Here is an 18200-nt window from a genome sequence, read left to right as displayed (position 1 = left end):
ATGCACGTATTCGCCATCGGGGCCAGCGGGGTCCTGGGCCGCCACCTCGTCCCGATGCTGCTGCGCCGAGGACACGACGTGACCGCCATGGCGCCCGGCGACCGCCTCGACCGCCTGCCGGGCGACGCCCGCCGGGTCCAGGCGTCGCTGCTCGACCCGGCCGCCGGGCGGTTGCTGGCGACGGAGTTCAAGGACGTGGACGCGGTGGTCAACGCGGCCACCGCGGTCCCGCCCACGGCGGGCAGCTGGGAGCAGAACACGGCGCTGCGCAGCACCGGAACCACCGTGGTGACCGGGGCGCTGCGGGAAGCAGGGGTGGGGCGCTTCGTCCAGATGAGCATCACGATGGTCTACGCCGACGGCGGCGACAGCCCGCTGACGGAGACGGCGCCGCTGGACGACCGGCCGGAACGGGCGACCATCGTCGGCCCGGTCCAGGCGATGGAAGCCGCGGTCCGCGAACTGCCCACCGACGAGATCGCGTGGAGCATCCTGCGCGGCGGACGCTTCGTGGGGCCCGCGACGGTGCAGGACCAGCAGCGGGCCCGGCTGCGCGCCGGGCAGCTGCCCATCCCGGGCGACGGGCGTTCGTGGGTGGCGATGGTGCATGCGCGGGACTACGCGGAGGCGGTGGTCGGCGCGCTGGAACGCGGCTGCGTGGGCGAGACGCTGAACGTGGCCGACGAGCCTGTCCGGGTAGGCGACTACTACCGCGACCTCGCCCGCGCGGACGGCAGCCCACCACCCCGGCAGGCCCCGGACGAGGCCGCCGAACCATCGCACCGCGTCAGCAGCGAAGCGGCCCGGCGACTCCTCGACTGGTCCCCGGTGCACGGCATCTGGCCGGTGCGCGACGGGGGCCGGTGACAGGAAGGTTCCCATGCACTCACTGCGGGCCGGGTGGTGCTGACAGGAAAGTTCCCGTGCTCGCGCTGCGGGCCCGATGGCAGGAAAGTTCCCTCGCGCATGCCACCGGGCTCCAGTGCGGCCGGGCGGTGACAGGAAAGTTCCCATGCACTCACCGCAGGGTCGTGCTCGGTGACAGGAAGGTTCCCTTGCTCGCACTGCACGCCCGGTGGTGACAGGAAAGTTCCCATGCACTCACCGGGCGTGCGGCGGGTCAGCACTCGATGACGTTGACGGCGAGGCCGCCGCGAGCCGTCTCCTTGTATTTGACCTTCATGTCCCGGCCGGTCTCCCGCATCGTCTTGATGACCTTGTCCAGCGAGACGAAGTGCGTGCCATCGCCGCGCAATGCCATCCGAGCCGCCGTGATCGCCTTCACCGACGCGACCGCGTTGCGCTCGATGCACGGGATCTGCACCAAGCCACCGATCGGATCACAGGTGAGCCCGAGGTTGTGCTCCATCGCGATCTCCGCCGCGTTCTCCACCTGGCGCGGAGTTCCACCGAGCACCTCGGCGAGCCCGGCCGCCGCCATCGAACACGCCGACCCGACCTCGCCCTGGCAACCGACCTCGGCACCGGAGATCGACGCGTTCTCCTTGAACAGCACGCCGACCGCGCCGGCCGCAAGCAGGAACCGCACCACACCGTCGTCGTCCGCGCCCGGCACGAACCGCATGTAGTAGTGCAGCACCGCCGGGACGATGCCGGCCGCACCGTTGGTCGGCGCAGTCACCACGCGCCCGCCGGCCGCGTTCTCCTCGTTCACCGCGAGCGCGAACAGGGTGACCCACTCCAGCGGATCGTCGGCCTCGGTCAACGAAGCCGCCAGCTCCGCCGCCCGCCGCTTGACCTTCAGCCCACCAGGCAGCTCTCCGGAGTTCCGGCACCCGTTGTCCACGCACTCGCGCATGACCTGCCAGATGCCCAGCAGCTCCTTGTGCACGGCGTCCCCGCCGCGCCACGACAGCTCGTTCGCCAGCATCACACCGCTGATCGGCAGCCCGGACTCCTCGGTGCGGTCGAGCAGTTCCACGCCGGTCCGGAACGGGTACCGCACCGCGGTCTCGTCGGGCTTGATCCGATCGGTGCCGGTGGCGTCCTCGTCGACGACGAAACCACCGCCCACCGAGTAGAAGACCGAACTCTCCAGCTCGGCCCCGTCGGTGCCGGTCGCGGTGAACCGCATCCCGTTGGGGTGCAGCGGCAGCGACTTGCGCCGGTGCATCACCAGGTCGCGGTCCGCGGTGAACCGGATCTCCTGCACGCCGTCGAGCCGCAACCGCCCGGTCTCCCGGATCTCGGCGACCCGGCCTTCGACCGCCGCCGGGTCGACGGTCTCCGGGCTGTGCCCCTCGAGACCGAGCAGCACCGCCTTCGGGCTGCCGTGCCCGTGCCCGGTCGCGCCGAGCGACCCGAAGAGTTCCGCCTTGATCCGCTTGACCTGCGGCAACCGGCCCGCGCTGTGCAGCCGTTGCGCGAACATCCGGGCCGCGCGCATCGGGCCGACCGTGTGCGAGCTGGACGGTCCGATACCGACCGAGAACAGGTCGAAGACACTGATCGCCATTGACCGTCTCCTCCCTCGCCGATTCCCCGCTACTCCGCGATCACCGCGGCGTACTGCTCGGCGGTGAGCAGAGCACCGGTGTCGGAGGTGCGCACCTCCAGCAGCCAGCCCTCGCCATACGGCTCGGAGTTGACCAGCGCCGGGTCGTCCACGACGGACTCGTTGATCGCCACGACCTCGCCGGTGACCGGCGCGAACAGGTCGCTGACGGACTTCGTGGACTCCAGCTCACCGCAGGGCTTGCCCGCTTCGATCTGCTCCCCCACCTCGGGCAGCTGCACGTAGACGATGTCGCCGAGCGCGTCCGCGGCGTGCTGGGTGATGCCGATCCGGACCAGCTCGTCGCGGTCCTCGATCCACTCGTGCTCTTCGGTGTAGCGCAGGTTCGCGGGCAGAGACATGTCAGGAGGCTCCAAGGCTTTCGAGGGGCAGGGGTTGCCCGGGATGGCTGGGCCTCCCCCTCTGTTTCGGAACCTGAGAGCTTCGCCGCGGTTTCTCGCGGCTTGCACCGTGGGTGGAGCGTCAGCGATGACGCGCACTTTCCAGAGTTGCCTCGCCCGAACGGTCATGGGTGCCTGAGAGTTTGTGGGGAGTCTTGCTCCTTCGGCGCCCTGACGGCTCGGCGTGAGTCCTCAGGGTCTCTCCCGCACGGGGTCGACGGCCGGTATGCGATTGTCGATGTGCTCAGCAACGATAAACGGGCCAGCCCTGGTGTCAATGCCCTCCCCCACCTGACCGGCGGCGGCCCGAAGCACTCAGGAGGCCGGTGATGCTGGACGTCCGGGCGCTGGTCGAGCGGGTCGGCCCCACGCTTCTGCGCACCGTGGTCAGCCCAGAGCCGACCGTCTGCGTGGGGGACGTCGTCATCGCCGAACCCGATCAGCCGCCGACCGCGGCGGGCGGCGACCTCGTGCTCGGCGTGGCCGTCACGGACCGCGAGCACGCGAGGCGGCTAACGCGGGCCTGCGGCGCGCAGGGCGCGGCAGCGGTGCTGTTCAAGCCGCCGATCTCGGCTGATGACGCGGTGGCCGCAGCGGCCGAGGAAGCCGGGGTCGCCCTGGTGGAGGTTCGGCCGGGCACCGGCTGGGCGCAGTTGGTGTGGCTGATCCGGGCCGCGCTGGCCGGGACCGGCATCGAGGAGGCCGACGCGCGCGGCACCGGGGTCGGCGACCTGTTCCGGCTCGCCGACGCGGTGGCCGACGTGGTGGACGCACCGGTCACGATCGAGGACGCGCACTCCCAGGTCCTGGCCTACTCCGCCCGGCAGGACCTCACCGACCCGGCGCGGGTGTCGACGATCATGGGCCGCAAGCAGCCCGACGACGTGCTCGCCAAGTTCCGGGCCCGCGGCACGTTCCGCCAGCTCAGCAAGGGCAGTTCGGCGATCTTCGTGCCCGCCCAGCAGGACGGCACCCTGCCCCGGCTGGTGGTGCCGATCCGGATGGGCGGCGAACTGCTCGGCTCGATGTGGGCCGTGGTGCCCGGCGAGGTTTCCGAGGAGCGCTCCACCGCGTTCGCCGACACCGCCCCGCTGGTCGCGTTGCAACTGCTGCGGTGGCGGGCGGTGGCGGACGCCGAGCGCCGCCGGTCCGCCGAGCAGGTGCGGCTGCTGCTGGAGGGCGGCGAGGGCTGGCGGGTGGCCGCGAACGAGCTGGCGGTGCCCAACGAGGCGCATCGGGTCGTCGCGATCGAAATGCCGTCGTCCGCAGGGCCCGCGGAGGGACACCGGCTGGCGATGTGGGAGTGGATCACGCGCGGGATCGGGCGGCGCCCGCTGGTCACCGAGATCGGCACCATGCTCTACGCGCTGGTGCCCGACCGGGTGGGCGCGGGCGGCTGGCCGGACCTGCGGGATGCACTCACGTCCCATGACGCTTCGCCGCGCCCGCTGATCGCGGTGGGCAACCCGGTGGCGGTCGCCGAGCTCCCTCAGTCGCGCGCGCAGGCCGAGGAGCTGGTCGGTCTGCTGCGCACCGGCCAGCTGCGAGACCGGGTGGCGGTGTACGAGGAGAACTGGCATCTGGTGGTGCTCAGCCGAATGGCCGGTGCGTCGACCGACGCGGGCGTCGGCACGCTCGGCCCGCTGCCGGTGCTGCGCGAGCACGACCGGACGCAAGGCACCGAATACCTGGCCACCCTCCACGCGTGGCTGCGCCACCCGGGCGATCCGCGGCAGGCGAGCCGGGAGCTGCGCGTGCACCCGAACACCTTCCGCTACCGGATGAAGCGACTCACCCAACTCGTGGACATCGACCTGGAAAGCCCCAACGTCCGCGCAGCGCTGTTCGTGCAACTGCTCGCCGACCGCTGGGCGCAGCACGGCTGACAGCAAGGGAACTTTCCTGTCAGCCCTGCCCGACGAGCCGCGTGCCAGCGGCTGCGAGCGAGGGAACCTTCCTGTCACGACGGGTCCGTCGAGATGCGAGCAAGGGAACCTTCCTGTCACCGCCAGGCCCGTGACGCACCCCGGTGACGTGCGGAAGGGAACCTTCCTGTCATCCCGTGGCAGGAAGGTTCCCTTGCTTTCACCGGCAGCCGAGGCGCCTGCGAGGAAGGGAACTTTCCTGTCACCCCCGGCATCCCCGCTACGCCGTTTCGGCCCCTGTTCGTGCGCGGCCTCCCCTGCCGTGGGCTTTGTGCTGCGCGCACAAAGCGCGCGGGGCAATCTCATCCCGCGGGAATGATGCGCCCCTTTCGGCGGCAGCGGATCGTGGTGCAGCAACAGGAGACGAAAGGATTCCGCCGTGAAGATCGCAGTGCCGCGCGAGATCAAGAACAACGAGTACCGGGTCGCGATCACACCTGCGGGCGTGCATGAGCTGACCACCCGCGGTCACGACGTCTTCGTCGAGACCAACGCCGGCGCGGGCTCCTCCATCCCCGACGAGGACTACCTCGCGGCCGGGGCGAAGGTGCTGCCCACCGCCGAAGAGGTGTGGGCGGAGGGCCAGCTGGTCCTCAAGGTCAAGGAGCCGATCGCCGAGGAGTACCCGCGGTTGCGCCGGGACCAGGTGCTGTTCACCTACCTGCACCTGGCGGCCTCCGCCGAGCTGACCGACGCGATGCTGAAGTCCGGGGTCACCGGCATCGCCTACGAGACGGTGCAGACGGCCAACGGCAGCCTGCCGCTGCTCGCGCCGATGAGCGAGGTCGCCGGGCGCCTCGCCCCGCAGGTGGGCGCCTACTCGCTGATGCGCCCCAGCGGCGGTCGCGGCGTGCTGCCGGGCGGTGTTCCCGGTGTGCACCCGGCGCGGGTCGTGGTGATCGGCGGTGGCGTCGCGGGCCTCAACGCCGCGCGCATCGCGCTGGGCATGGGCGCCAATGTCGAGCTGCTCGACAACAACGTCGACAAGCTCCGCGAGATCGACCGCGACTTCCACGGGCAGATCCGCACCGTGACGTCCAACCGGTACTCGGTCGAGCAGGCGGTGCGGGCCGCCGACCTGGTCATCGGCGCCGTGCTGATCCCGGGCGCGAAGGCGCCGAAGCTGGTGTCCAACCACCTGGTGTCCGAGATGAAGCCGGGCAGCGTGCTGGTGGACATCGCCATCGACCAGGGCGGTTGCTTCGCCGACTCCCGCCCGACCACGCACGACGACCCGACGTACCGGGTGCACAACTCGGTGTTCTACTGCGTGGCGAACATGCCGGGCGCGGTCCCGAACACCTCGACGCACGCACTCACCAACGTCACGTTGCCGTACGTGCTGCGCATCGCGGACCAGGGCTGGCAGCAGGCCTGCCGCGCGGACGACGCGCTCGCCGGTGGCCTCAACACCCACGACGGCAAGCTGGTCAACGAGCCGGTCGCCGAGGCGCACGGTCTCGCCAGCACCCCGATCAGCAGCGTGCTCGCCTGATCGCACCGCGAGCGGGGGAACCTTCCTGTCACAGCGCGGCAGGGCGGTCCCCCGCTCGCAACGTCTTCGCATGCGGATGCCCGCCTGAGACGTGTTCTTGGATCGCCGCGAATGCAACGAACAGGTGATGGGCTCAAACAGCCGAACGGGGCGGCCCGCTCAACCAGCCTGGGGGTCACCGGGAGCAGGCCGCCACTTTTAGTGTAGGCCACGATCGCCCATTTGCCGAAGCAGCGAGCCCCCGCACGGCCGCCAATTTCGAGCCGAATCGATAACCACTCGATGAGGTGAGCATCGAGTGGTGGGTGTGCAGGCGTGCGCCACGACTGCCGATGTCACCCGATGGGGGTCGTCGGGTGCTCCGATCCGCGATCTCCACCGGCAACACCGACGCACTCGCAACGTTCGACGACGGTGGGAGACGAAGTGACGGACACGGCGCTGCGGAAAGCTGTCCTCGACCGACTCGACAGGGTTGATCTGGCGACCGAAGACGACGCACCCGAGGTGCTGCTGCCGCTCGCCCGCTCCGAGCTCTACCGGCTCACCGAGGGTCTGCGCGCCCTGCTCGACGAACACGAACCGGCCGAAGACGGCAGGTGCCGGTCCTGCCCGGGCACGCTACGCAGCCGGCCGTGGCCGTGCACCGTGTGGCTGACCGCGCACCGGGTGCTCATCGGCGACCACTCCGGAGAGGCCGTGCACTACCGCGGCACCGGCCTGGGCACGCTGCACCGGAGGCTGCGGCGCAGGCGGGACGACGAGGCGAAGGACGTCGCGGTCATCCCCGAGCCGATCATCTCCGCGACCGGCCCCGGGCCCAGCGACTGGGACACCAACGAGTTCATCCGCCCCGATCTGACCACGGACCCGACCCCGCCGTTGGCGACCGGTCACCTCAAAACGAATCGGGGCACGGTCTACCGGGCCGCCGTGATCGACCGGTCCATCCGCTGGCCCTAGCCGGTCGCAGGTGGCGACGTCCATCACACCGCAGGGCGGCGATCACGCCTCGCCACTGAGAACAAGCTGGGAAAACACTCCTCCGCACCTGAGCACCCGGGCATGTCCGGCAGGATGGGCTCCGTCGGTTGAACGGGTGACGATGGAGGGCGTGTGCAGGACGGCAGTGGCCGGCTCGTCGTTGAGGGTCTCAGCAAGAGCTTCGGCCCGGTCAGCGCGGTGCAGGACCTGAGTTTCACGGTCCGCCCCGGCTCGGTGACCGGGTTCCTCGGCCCCAACGGGTCCGGCAAGACGACGACGCTGCGGATGCTCCTCGGCCTGGTCATGCCCACCTCGGGCACTGCCACCATCAACGGCCTGCCGTTTCACCGGCTGCCGAACCCGGCGAGCGTGGTCGGCGCCGTGCTCGACGCGCAGAGCTTCCACCCGGGCCGCACCGCCCGCCACCACCTGCGGTGCTACGCCGCCGCGATGAACGTGCCGGACGCGCAGGTCGACCGGGCTCTCGAACTCGTCGGGCTGGGCTCCGCGGGGAAGCGCAAAGCAGGCACGTTCTCGCTGGGCATGCGGCAGCGCCTGGCGCTGGCCACCGCGCTGCTCGGCGACCCGCAGGTGCTGGTGCTGGACGAGCCGGCCAACGGCCTGGATCCGGAGGGCATCGCCTGGCTGCGGAACTTCCTGAAGGCCTTCGCCGCGAGCGGCCGGACGGTGCTGATGTCCAGCCACTTCCTCCGGGAGATCGAGCACACCGTGGACCAGCTGGTGATCATCAGCCGCGGGCGCTGCGTCTTCGACGGCCACCTCGACGACCTGCGCGCAGCGCAGCGCTCGCGGACGCTCGTGCAGGCCGCCGACCCCGGCAAGCTGATCGACAAGCTGCACGCGGTCGGGTTGGGCGTCGAATACCTCCCGGACGGCAGGCTCGCCGTGACCGGCGCCGATTCCCGCGCGGTCGCGGATCTCGCGCTGGAAGCCGGGGTCGCGTTGTACGGGATGCAGGACGAGCGGATCGGCCTGGAGCAGCTGTTCTTCCAGCTCACCAACGGCCAGTACACCGGCGTCCCGCAGCACGCCACGCAGCGGGCCGCCCCGGACGGCCGCGGATTCGGGGGAACTGCCTGATGGTCGCTCTAGTCAAGGCGGAGTTCCGCAAGATCTTCACGACCAGCCTGTGGTGGGCGCTGCTCGTGCCGGTGGTGCTGCTCGGTTTCGGCGCGGGCTGGCTGGGCGGCTCCATCGTCGCGCTCATCGACTCGGTGGAGAAGCTCGACCGGGCGGTGCCCCTGGGCCTGCTGTCGGTGTCGATGTCGACGAACTTCAGCACCATCTTCGCGGCGCTGTTCGGGGCCATGGCGTTCGCCGGCGAGTATCGGAACAGGAGCATCACGACGACGTTCCTCACCGGCAACCCGCGCGGCGCGGTGCTGGCGGCGAAGCTGCTCGCCTACTCGGGCATCGGCCTGATCTACGGCCTGACGAACGTGCTGTTCGCGAGCCTCGGCGGCTTGCTGGGCACGGGCCTGGACTTCGGCAGTTTCGGCAGCCCGGCCGACTGGCTCAGCGTCGGCGCGGCCGGCGTGCTCGCGATGATGCTGTGGACGCTGCTGGGTGTCGGGTTCGGCGCGCTGGTCGCGAGCGCCGTGCTCGCGATCATCTTGCCGCTGGTCTACAAGTTCGCGGTCGAGTTCATCCTGTCGCTGATCCTGATCGGATCGCCCGTCTCCGGCATCAGCCCGTACCTGCCCGGGACGGCCGGCAACGGCATCGTGGCGAACATGGCGGTGCCGCTGTTCGTCGCCGCGGTGGCCGGGCCCGACGAACCGGACACGCCGCGGGCGGTCTTCGAGTTCCTGCACCTCTTCTTCGGCGGCAGCTACGGCCATCCGTGGTGGGCGAGCCTGCTCACCTTCGTCGGCTACACCGCCGTGTTCATCGCGGGCGGCTGGCTGGCCAGCCGCCGACGCGACATCACCTGACGAGCACGACCTGTGGAAGGGAACCTTTCTGTCACCGCGGCGCCGATGGCAGAAAGGTTCCCTTCCTGTCATCCACCACCGGTCGCCCCGCAGCGGCCCACCGCCCGAACCCGGGTGGCGGTGGGTGGTGCATGGGAACCTTCCTGTCACTCCAGGCGCGGTCCTTGGTCGTCGTGGTGGCAGGAAAGTTCCCATGCTCGCACCGCCTCCGCGGTTTGGCGGGGGTCACAGTGGCCGTCCGGTCGGGCTGCGCAGTCGGTGGGGCGGCCTAACCTGGCGGGGTGAGCGACTCCGGTAATCCCCGCCCGACTTCCGGCGGTTGGATCCGTCGCCTCTTCGCCGCCTGTCGCCGGCACCCCGTGGCCCTGACGTTGGCGATGGGCGCGTCCGTCACGGCGGTCGGGTTGGAGGCGCTGGTTCCGCTGCTGACGAAGCTGGCGGTGGACGATGCCGTCGCGCGCAGCACCGACCGCCTGTGGTGGATCGTGATCGCGCTGCTCGCGCTCGGTGTGTTCCGGTTCGCGTCGGCGTTCGTCCGCCGCTACAGCGCCGGGCGGCTGGCCCTCGACGTGCAGCACGACCTGCGGCGGGCGGTGTTCGCCGCGATGCAGCGGCTGGACGGCGGGAAGCAGGACGCGCTGCGCACCGGCCAGGTGGTGTCGCGCTCCATCAGCGATCTGCAGATGGTGAACTCGCTGCTGTCGATGCTGCCGCTGGCGGCCGGTACGGCGGTGCTCGCGGTGTTCGCGATCATCGCGATGTTGTGGCTGTCGCCGCTGCTCACGGTGGTGTCGCTGATCGTGGCGCCGCTGATCGCGGTGGTTTCGGCGCGCAGCAAGAAGAGCTTGTTCCCCGCGACGTGGTCGGCGCAGCAGCGCGCCGCGGACATCGCGCAGCACGTCGAGGAAACCGTCACCGGTGTCCGTGTCGTGAAGGGCTTCGGCCAGGAGGACCGCGAGGTCGGGCGGCTGGAGGGCCGCGCGCGGCGGCTGTTCGCCGAGCGGCTGCGCGCCGCCAGGATGACTTCGAGGCCGGCGGCGAGCCTGGCCGCGCTGCCCTCCGCCGGGCAGGTCGGGGTGCTCGGCCTCGGCGGCTGGATGGTGCTGCAGGACCAGGTGAGCCTCGGGACGTTCGTCGCCTTCGCCGGGTACGTGGCGATGCTGGCCGGTCCGGCCCGGATGTTGTCGAGCGTGATGATCCAGGCGCAGCTCGCCCGCGCCGGTGTCGAGCGCATCCACGAGCTGGTCGATTCCCAGCCCGAGGTGCAGGAGAAGCCCGAAGCGGCGACCCTGCCCGCCGGGCCGCTGCAGGTCCGGCTCGACGACGTGAGTTTCGGCTACACCCGCGATCAGCCGGTGCTCCGCGACGCGTCGCTGCGTGTCCGCCCCGGCGAGACCGTGGCGCTGGTCGGCCCGGCGGGTTCGGGCAAGTCGACGGTTTCGCTGCTCCTGCCGCGCTTCTACGACGTGCACGCGGGGAACATCCGGATCGGGCCCGCCGAGGACGGCGCCGCGAGCCACGACATCCGCGACCTGCGGCTGGATTCGCTGCGGGCCGCGGTCGGGGTGGTGTTCGAGGAGGCGTTCCTGTTCTCCGACACCATTCGCGGCAACATCGCGTACGGCCGCCCCGACGCTTCGGAAGCCGACGTGATCGCCGCGGCGAAAGCCGCGGAAGCGCACGAGTTCATCACCGCCCTCCCCGACGGCTACGACACGACGGTCGGCGAGCGCGGCCTGACGCTGTCGGGCGGGCAGCGCCAGCGCGTGGCGCTCGCGCGGGCGCTGCTCTCCAACCCGCGGATCCTGGTGCTCGACGACGCGACGTCGGCGGTGGATCCGGCGACGGAAGCAGCCATCCACGACACCCTCCGGTCGGTGACCGCGCAGCGCACCACCCTGCTGATCGCGCACCGCCGGTCGACGCTGGCACTGGCCGACCGGATCGCGGTGCTCGACGAAGGACGCGTCGTCGACGTCGGCACCGAGGACGAGCTGAACCAGCGGTGCGAGTTGTTCCGGTCGCTGCTGGCCGGTCCCGGGGAGTCGATCGACAGCCGCAGCGACGGCCAGGTCGTGGGCGGCCCGGACGGCATCACCTCGGAGCTCTGGCCGCCGGCCGATGACGGCGAACCCGCTGCCAACGACCCCGCGGACATGCCCGGGTCGCGCGGCATGGGCAGCATGACGATGCCGCCGACGCCCGAGCTGGTCGAAGGCATCCGGAAACTCCCGCCCGCGACCGATCAGCCCGATCTGCGCGGCGAAGATCCCACGGCGCCCGACCCCGATTTCAAGCTGTCCCGGCTACTGCGGCCGATCCGCTGGGGCCTGCTGCTGACCGTGCTGCTGGTGGCCGGGGACGCGCTGACGTCGATCGCGTTGCCATCTCTGGTGCGCCACGGCATCGACGGCGGGGTCGGCTCGGGCCACGTCGACGCGCTGTGGGTCGCCACCGGCCTGGGCGTCGTGGTCGTCGTGGGCGGCTGGCTGGTGGTCAGGCTGCAGACCGTCATCACCTCGCGAACCGGCGAAACCCTGCTCTACCTGCTGCGATTGCGCAGCTTCGCGCATCTGCAACGGCTCGGGCTGGACTACTACGAGCGCGAGCTCGCCGGCCGGATCATGACCCGGATGACCACCGACGTCGACGCGCTGTCGACGTTCCTGCAGACCGGGCTGGCGACCTTCGTGGTCAGCGTCCTGACGCTGTTCGGCATCGCGGGCGCGCTGCTGATCACGGATGTTTCGCTGGCGCTCGTGGCGATGGCGGTGCTGCCGGTCCTGCTGGTGGCCACCGTGATCTTCCGCAAGGTCTCGTCGACCGCTTACGCCGAAGCGCGCGAGCGGGTGAGCACGGTCAACGCCGACCTGCAGGAGAACGTCTCCGGGATGCGGGTGGCGCAGGCGCACCGCCGCGAGGGGCACGCCGCGAAGGTGTTCGCGCAGCGCAGCGACGCCTACCGGCGGTCCAGGCTGCGCGCCCAGCGCTACATCGCCACCTACTTCCCGTTCGTCGCGCTGCTGTCGGAGATCGCGCAGGCGGCGGTGCTGGGCGTCGGCGCGGCGCGGGTCGCGTCGGGCGACCTGACCGCCGGCGTGCTGGTCGCGTTCCTGCTCTACCTCGGCCTGTTCTTCTCGCCCGTGCAGCAGTTGTCCGGGGTTTTCGACGGCTACCAGCAGGCCAAGGTGGGTTTGCGGCGGATCGGGGACCTGCTGCGGACTCCGACGTCGGTGCCCGCCGCCGCCGATCCCGCCCCGATCCCGGAGCGGTTCGAAGGCGGCGTCGAGCTGCGGTCGGTGTCGTTCCGCTACCCGGGCACGGAGCAGTTCGCGCTGCGCGACATCGCGCTGCGGGTGCGGCCCGGCGAGACCGTGGCGCTGGTCGGCGCGACCGGCGCCGGGAAGTCGACGCTGATCAAGTTGATCGCGCGGTTCTACGACGCCACCGACGGCGCCGTGCTGGTCGACGGGCAGGACATCCGCCGCTACGACCTCGCGGCGTTCCACCGGCGGCTCGCCGTCGTCCCGCAGGAAGGCCACCTGTTCACCGGGGACATCGCCAGCAACATCGCCTACGCGCGGCCGGACGCCGATCCGATCGAGGTCGAGGCCGCTGCCCGGGCGGTCGGGGCGCTGCCGGGAATCGCGATGCTGCCGCACGGCTTCCGGCAGCAGGTGGGAGAGCGCGGGCGGGGCCTTTCGGCGGGCCAGCGGCAGCTGGTCGCGCTGGCGCGCGCCGAGCTGGTCGACCCCGACGTGCTGCTGCTCGACGAGGCGACCGCCGCGCTCGATCCGGCGACGGAATCGATGGTGGTCGCGGCCAGCGACCGGGTGGCGGCCCAGCGCACCACGTTCATCGTCGCGCACCGGCTGGCCACGGCCGCCCGCGCCGATCGCATCGTGGTCGTCGACGGCGGCCGGATCGTCGAGCAAGGCGGCCACGCCGAACTGCTCGCGGACGACGGCCACTACGCGCGGCTGTGGCGGGCAGCAGATGGCGCGCCGAGCGAGCGGGCCCCGGACATCGACGCGACCAACATCGCCTGACCCGATGTGAGCAAGGGAACCTTCCTGTCACCGCCGAGCCCTGCGATGTGAGCAGGGGAACCTTCCTGTCACCGCCGAGCCCTGCGATGTGAGGAAGGGAACCTTCCTGTCACCACCGGTCAGGCGCCCTGGCCGGGAGGCGATGTGAGGAAGGGAACCTTTCTGTCACCGAACCGCAACGGACCCCACCCGCGTGCACAGAAAGGAACGTTTCGGACACGCTCCGCAACCTGGATCGCCGGCCGTCACACCGGCTCGGGACCAGTGGGGCCGGAGTGCCGTCGAGGTCCGAACTCCGGGAAAGCCCGCCCGCGGAACAGGAACACAGTGTGTCGGTGAAACGTCATACTGGTGTCGGACGACAACCCAGATGGAGTAGTACCGAGCAACGCCGACCTCGAGTGGTGCATGGGAAGTGCGGTCGATGATCGTCAGTCCGAGCCGGATGGGGCCCGTTCCCCGCGAGCTGGGCTTTCCTGATCGATTTTGTGACCGACCTCGTCGACCGAACGGCCGTCCTGTGTGTCAACCGCGCGAATCGGACCGCTAGCCTGGTACCTGAGTGTGTCTGTAAATCACGAGCATATGGATCGAGGCGAACGCCAGCCGTGTCCAGCAGCCCTGCGTCACAGTTCGGCCCCAACGAGTGGTTGATCGAGGAGATGTACGAGCAGTTCCTCCAAGATCCCACTTCCGTAGACTCGGCGTGGCACGAATTCTTCGCCGACTACAAGCCGGGCCAGGCAGCCACCGAGAACACCGCTGCTGCCGCCGCTGCAGCGGCCCCGACGACCACGGCCACCGCGACGCGCCCCAGTGAGACCAATGGTCAGGTCCCGCCGGCCGCCGCTGCGACCGCGCCCCCGGCGAGTAAGCCCGCCGCCGCGCCGAAGCCGTCTCCGCAGCAGGCCGCCAAGGCCGCTCCGGTGAAGGAGCCCCAGGCCGGTGGCGACGTCAAGACGCTGCGCGGGGCCGCGGCTGCGATCGCCAAGAACATGGATCAGTCGCTGACCGTGCCGACCGCGACGAGCGTGCGCGCGGTGCCGGCCAAGCTGCTGTTCGACAACCGCATCGTCATCAACAACCACCTGAAGCGGAACAAGGGCGGCAAGGTCTCCTTCACGCACCTGATCGGCTACGCGCTGGTCCGGGCGGTCCGGGACTACCCGAACATGAACCGCCACTACGGCGAGGACGCCAAGGGCAAGCCCGCGGCCATCACGCCGGAGCACATCAACCTGGGCCTGGCCATCGACCTGCCGGGCAAGGACGGGTCGCGCAACCTCGTGGTCGCCTCCATCAAGGGCTGCGAGGACATGACGTTCCAGCAGTTCTGGCAGGCCTACGAGGACATCATCCGCAAGGCCCGCAACAACGCGCTGACCGCCGACGACTTCGCCGGCACCACGATCTCGCTGACCAACCCCGGCCCGTCCGGCACCAACCACTCGGTGCCGCGGCTGACCAAGGGCCAGAGCGCGATCATCGGCGTCGGCGCGATGGACTACCCGGCGGAGTTCCAGGGCGCCAGCGAGAAGACGCTGGTCGACATGGGCATCAGCAAGATCGTGACGCTGACGTCCACCTACGACCACCGGGTCATCCAGGGCGCCGAGTCCGGTGACTTCCTGCGCAAGATGCACCAGCTGCTGCTGGGCGAGGACGGGTTCTTCGACGACATCTTCGCGTCGCTGCGAATCCCGTACGAGCCGGTGCGCTGGACGCACGACATCCCCGAGGGCGCGGTGGACAAGACCGCCCGCGTGCTCGAGCTGATCGACGCCTACCGCACCCGCGGCCACCTGATGGCCGACATCGACCCGCTGAACTACCGGCAGCGGCGGCACGAGGACCTCGACGTCCTGTCGCACAGCCTCACCCTGTGGGACCTGGACCGGGAGTTCGCCGTCGGCGGTTTCGCCGGCAAGGAGCACATGAAGCTCCGCGACGTGCTGGGCGTGCTGCGCGACTCCTACTGCCGGACGGTCGGCGTCGAGTACATGCACATCCTCGAACCCGACGAGCGCGAATGGCTGCAGCAGCGGGTCGAGAAGCCGCACACCAAGCCGGAGCCGTCGGAGCAGAAGTACATCCTGTCGAAGCTCAACGCGGCCGAGGCGTTCGAGACGTTCCTGCAGACCAAGTACGTCGGGCAGAAGCGGTTCTCGCTGGAGGGCGCCGAGACCGTGGTGCCGCTGCTGGACGCGGTGCTGGACACGTCGGCGGCGCACGAGCTCGACGAGGTTGTCGTCGGCATGCCGCACCGCGGCCGCCTCAACGTGCTGGCCAACATCGTCGGCAAGCCGATCTCGCAGATCTTCCGGGAGTTCGAGGGCAACCTGGACCCGGGCCAGGCGCACGGTTCCGGCGACGTCAAGTACCACCTCGGTGCCGAGGGCAAGTACTTCCGGATGTTCGGTGACGGCGAGACCAAGGTGTCGCTGACGTCGAACCCGTCGCACCTGGAAGCCGTCGACCCGGTGCTCGAGGGCATCGTCCGCGCCAAGCAGGACATCCTGGACAAGGGCCAGGAGGGCTTCACGGTTCTGCCGGTGCTGCTGCACGGCGACGCCGCGTTCGCCGGTCAGGGCGTGGTCGCCGAGACGTTGAACCTGTCGCTGCTGCGCGGCTACCGCACCGGCGGCACGGTGCACGTGATCGTCAACAACCAGGTCGGTTACACCACCGCGCCGGAGCACTCGCGCTCCAGCAAGTACTGCACCGACGTGGCGAAGATGATCGGTGCCCCGGTGTTCCACGTCAACGGCGACGACCCCGAGGCCTGCGTCTGGGTCGCGAAGCTGGCCGTGGCGTACCGCCAGGCATTCGGCAAGGACGTCGTGATCGACATGGTGTGCTACCGCCGCCGCGGGCACAACGAGGGCGACGACCCGTCGATGACGCAGCCGAAGATGTACGACGCGATCGACAAGATGCGCAGCGTCCGCAAGGTCTACACCGAGGCTCTGATCGGCCGCGGCGACATCACCGTCGAAGAGGCGGAGAAGGCGCTGAAGGACTACGCGGCCCAGCTGGAGCACGTGTTCAACGAGGTCCGCGAGCTGGAGAAGCACCCGCCGTCGCCGAGCCCGTCGGTGGAGTCGGAGCAGCAGGTGCCGCGCGGGCTGACGACCGCGATCTCGCGGGAGTCCCTGGAGCACATCGCCGAGTCGCAGATCAACCTGCCGGAGGGCTTCACCCCGCACCCGCGCGTCAAGCCGGTGCTCGAGCGGCGCGCCAAGATGGGTCGCGAGGGCGGCATCGACTGGGCGTTCGGCGAGCTGCTGGCGTTCGGTTCGCTGGTCATGGAGGGCCGCCAGGTCCGCCTGACCGGTCAGGACAGCCGGCGCGGCACGTTCGGCCAGCGGCACTCGGTGCTCATCGACCGCAAGAGCGACTCCGAGTACACGCCGCTGCAGAACCTGTCGGACGACCAGGCGAAGTTCCTGGTCTACGACTCGGCGCTGTCGGAGTTCGCGGCGGTGGGCTTCGAGTACGGCTACTCGGTCGGCAACCCCGACTCGCTGGTGCTGTGGGAAGCGCAGTTCGGTGACTTCTTCAACGGCGCCCAGTCGATCATCGACGAGTTCATCTCGTCCGGTGAAGCGAAGTGGGGTCAGCGGTCCGACGTGGTCATGCTGCTGCCGCACGGCCACGAAGGCCAGGGCCCGGACCACACCTCCGGTCGCATCGAGCGGTGGCTGCAGCTGTGCGCCGAGGGTTCGATGACCGTCGCGATGCCGTCGACGCCGGCGAACTACTTCCACCTGCTGCGGCGGCACGCGCTGGACAACATCCACCGCCCGCTGGTGGTGTTCACGCCGAAGTCGATGCTGCGGTTGAAGGCCGCGACCAGCCCGGTCGAGGACTTCACCAACGGCAGCAAGTTCACCTCGGTGATCGACGACCCGGCGCAGCCGGATCCGGCTGGCGTGCGCAACGTGGTGCTGTGCACCGGCAAGCTCTACTACGAGCTGGCCGCGCACCGCGAAAAGCAGGGCATCACCGACACCGCGATCGTCCGGCTGGAGCAGCTCTACCCGCTGCCGCACCGCAAGCTGGGCGCGCTGTTCGAGCGGTACCCGAACGCCACCTCCATCCGGTGGACGCAGGAGGAGCCGGCCAACCAGGGTGCGTGGCCGTTCCTCGGCCTGGCCCTGCCGGAGCTGTTCCCGCAGCTGGTCGGCAAGCTGCAGCGGGTCTCGCGTCGTCCGATGGCCGCCCCGGCCACCGGTATGGCCAAGGTCCACGAGGTCGAGCAGGCCGAGGTCGTGCGGAACGCCTTCGCCTGATCACGGCTGAAGCGGGCCGCCGGTTCCTTCCCGGAACCGGCGGCCCGTTTTTGCGGCTACGAGCGGAAACTGACGCGCTTTCCACTCCTCCGGCAGCTGGTGGTCGGCGCTCTCCGAGAGACCGAAACGGCCTGACCCCGCACCACGAGCCCGGGCGATGCGGGGTGGGTGACAGGAAGGTTCCCTTCCTCCACGGCCCCGGCTCGATGCGGGTGGCCGCGTCGGATTAGAGTCCTGCTCCGGTCTTGTGGCGTTCAGCCCTGGAACTTCGAGAGCATCGGTACCTTCCTGCCATTCGGGGCGGTTCTCGCTGCCACCGGAATTGCGTTTCGTACTCTGCTGTTCTGCCAACCCCGATCGCACCGGTCACGGACGGAAACAACTAGGAGGACACGGTGTACTTCACCGACCGCGGCATTGAGGAACTCGAAGATCGTCGCGGTGACGACGAGGTCACGCTGGCCTGGGTCGCCGACAGAATGCGGGCGTTCGTCGACCTCAACCCCGACTTCGAGGACGCCACCGAACGCCTCGCCACGTTCCTCGCCCGCGACGACGCCGACGACGAGTAACAACCGCTCCGA

The 18200-nt window shown here is 70.1% G+C and carries 11 protein-coding genes and 1 riboswitch; of the genes, 9 read left to right on the top strand and 2 right to left on the bottom strand.

The annotated features are described in order from the left end of the window. Positions 1 to 867 carry an NAD(P)-dependent oxidoreductase gene (locus tag AB0I53_RS09635; RefSeq protein ID WP_358599142.1) on the top strand — a complete coding sequence of 289 codons (867 nt, stop codon included), beginning with the start codon at positions 1 to 3 and terminating at the stop codon, positions 865 to 867. A gap of 253 nt (positions 868 to 1120) precedes the next feature. On the opposite strand, the gene AB0I53_RS09630 is transcribed toward AB0I53_RS09635, so the two are convergent. Next, entirely contained in the window at positions 1121 to 2476 is a 1356-nt protein-coding gene (locus AB0I53_RS09630) for an L-serine ammonia-lyase (RefSeq protein ID WP_358599139.1), read from the bottom strand. Between the two features lie 29 nt (positions 2477 to 2505). Then, a complete protein-coding gene (gene gcvH, locus AB0I53_RS09625) occupies positions 2506 to 2877 on the bottom strand; it encodes a glycine cleavage system protein GcvH (protein ID WP_358599137.1) in 372 nt (123 codons plus the stop codon). A gap of 151 nt (positions 2878 to 3028) precedes the next feature. Then, positions 3029 to 3133, bottom strand: a riboswitch (glycine riboswitch). A gap of 112 nt (positions 3134 to 3245) precedes the next feature. Between gcvH and AB0I53_RS09620 the strand changes: the two genes are divergently transcribed. The 8 genes from AB0I53_RS09620 to AB0I53_RS09585 all read left to right on the top strand — a co-directional run bounded on the left by AB0I53_RS09620 (position 3246) and on the right by AB0I53_RS09585 (position 18188). Next, positions 3246 to 4802 carry a helix-turn-helix domain-containing protein gene (locus AB0I53_RS09620; RefSeq protein ID WP_358599135.1) on the top strand — a complete coding sequence of 519 codons (1557 nt, stop codon included), beginning with the start codon at positions 3246 to 3248 and terminating at the stop codon, positions 4800 to 4802. Positions 4803 to 5220: 418 nt separating this feature from the next. Next, positions 5221 to 6336: an alanine dehydrogenase gene (ald, locus tag AB0I53_RS09615; RefSeq protein WP_358599133.1), complete on the top strand. Its 1116-nt coding sequence runs from the start codon at positions 5221 to 5223 to the stop codon at positions 6334 to 6336. A gap of 426 nt (positions 6337 to 6762) precedes the next feature. Further along, a complete protein-coding gene (locus AB0I53_RS09610; RefSeq protein ID WP_358599130.1) occupies positions 6763 to 7299 on the top strand; it encodes a hypothetical protein in 537 nt (178 codons plus the stop codon). A gap of 153 nt (positions 7300 to 7452) precedes the next feature. After that, complete coding sequence (locus AB0I53_RS09605; RefSeq protein WP_358599127.1) at positions 7453 to 8421, top strand: ATP-binding cassette domain-containing protein; 969 nt, start codon at positions 7453 to 7455, stop codon at positions 8419 to 8421. Beyond that, on the top strand, positions 8421 to 9275 hold the full coding sequence (locus AB0I53_RS09600; protein ID WP_358599124.1) for an ABC transporter permease: 855 nt from the start codon (positions 8421 to 8423) through the stop codon (positions 9273 to 9275). Before AB0I53_RS09605 ends, AB0I53_RS09600 begins: the two co-directional genes overlap by 1 nt. A gap of 359 nt (positions 9276 to 9634) precedes the next feature. After that, complete coding sequence (locus AB0I53_RS09595) at positions 9635 to 13324, top strand: ABC transporter ATP-binding protein (RefSeq protein ID WP_358599121.1); 3690 nt, start codon at positions 9635 to 9637, stop codon at positions 13322 to 13324. Between the two features lie 608 nt (positions 13325 to 13932). Then, positions 13933 to 17616: a multifunctional oxoglutarate decarboxylase/oxoglutarate dehydrogenase thiamine pyrophosphate-binding subunit/dihydrolipoyllysine-residue succinyltransferase subunit gene (locus AB0I53_RS09590; protein WP_358599118.1), complete on the top strand. Its 3684-nt coding sequence runs from the start codon at positions 13933 to 13935 to the stop codon at positions 17614 to 17616. A 395-nt stretch (positions 17617 to 18011) separates the two neighbouring features. Next, positions 18012 to 18188, top strand: coding sequence for a DUF6104 family protein (locus AB0I53_RS09585; RefSeq protein ID WP_010304877.1), 177 nt, complete (start codon positions 18012 to 18014; stop codon positions 18186 to 18188). The last annotated feature ends 12 nt before the right edge of the window (positions 18189 to 18200 follow it).

Origin of the sequence: Saccharopolyspora sp. NPDC050389, from assembly GCF_040655595.1 — a bacterium.
Lineage (GTDB): Bacteria > Actinomycetota > Actinomycetes > Mycobacteriales > Pseudonocardiaceae > Saccharopolyspora.
This window is presented reverse-complemented; position numbering and strand designations above follow the sequence as displayed.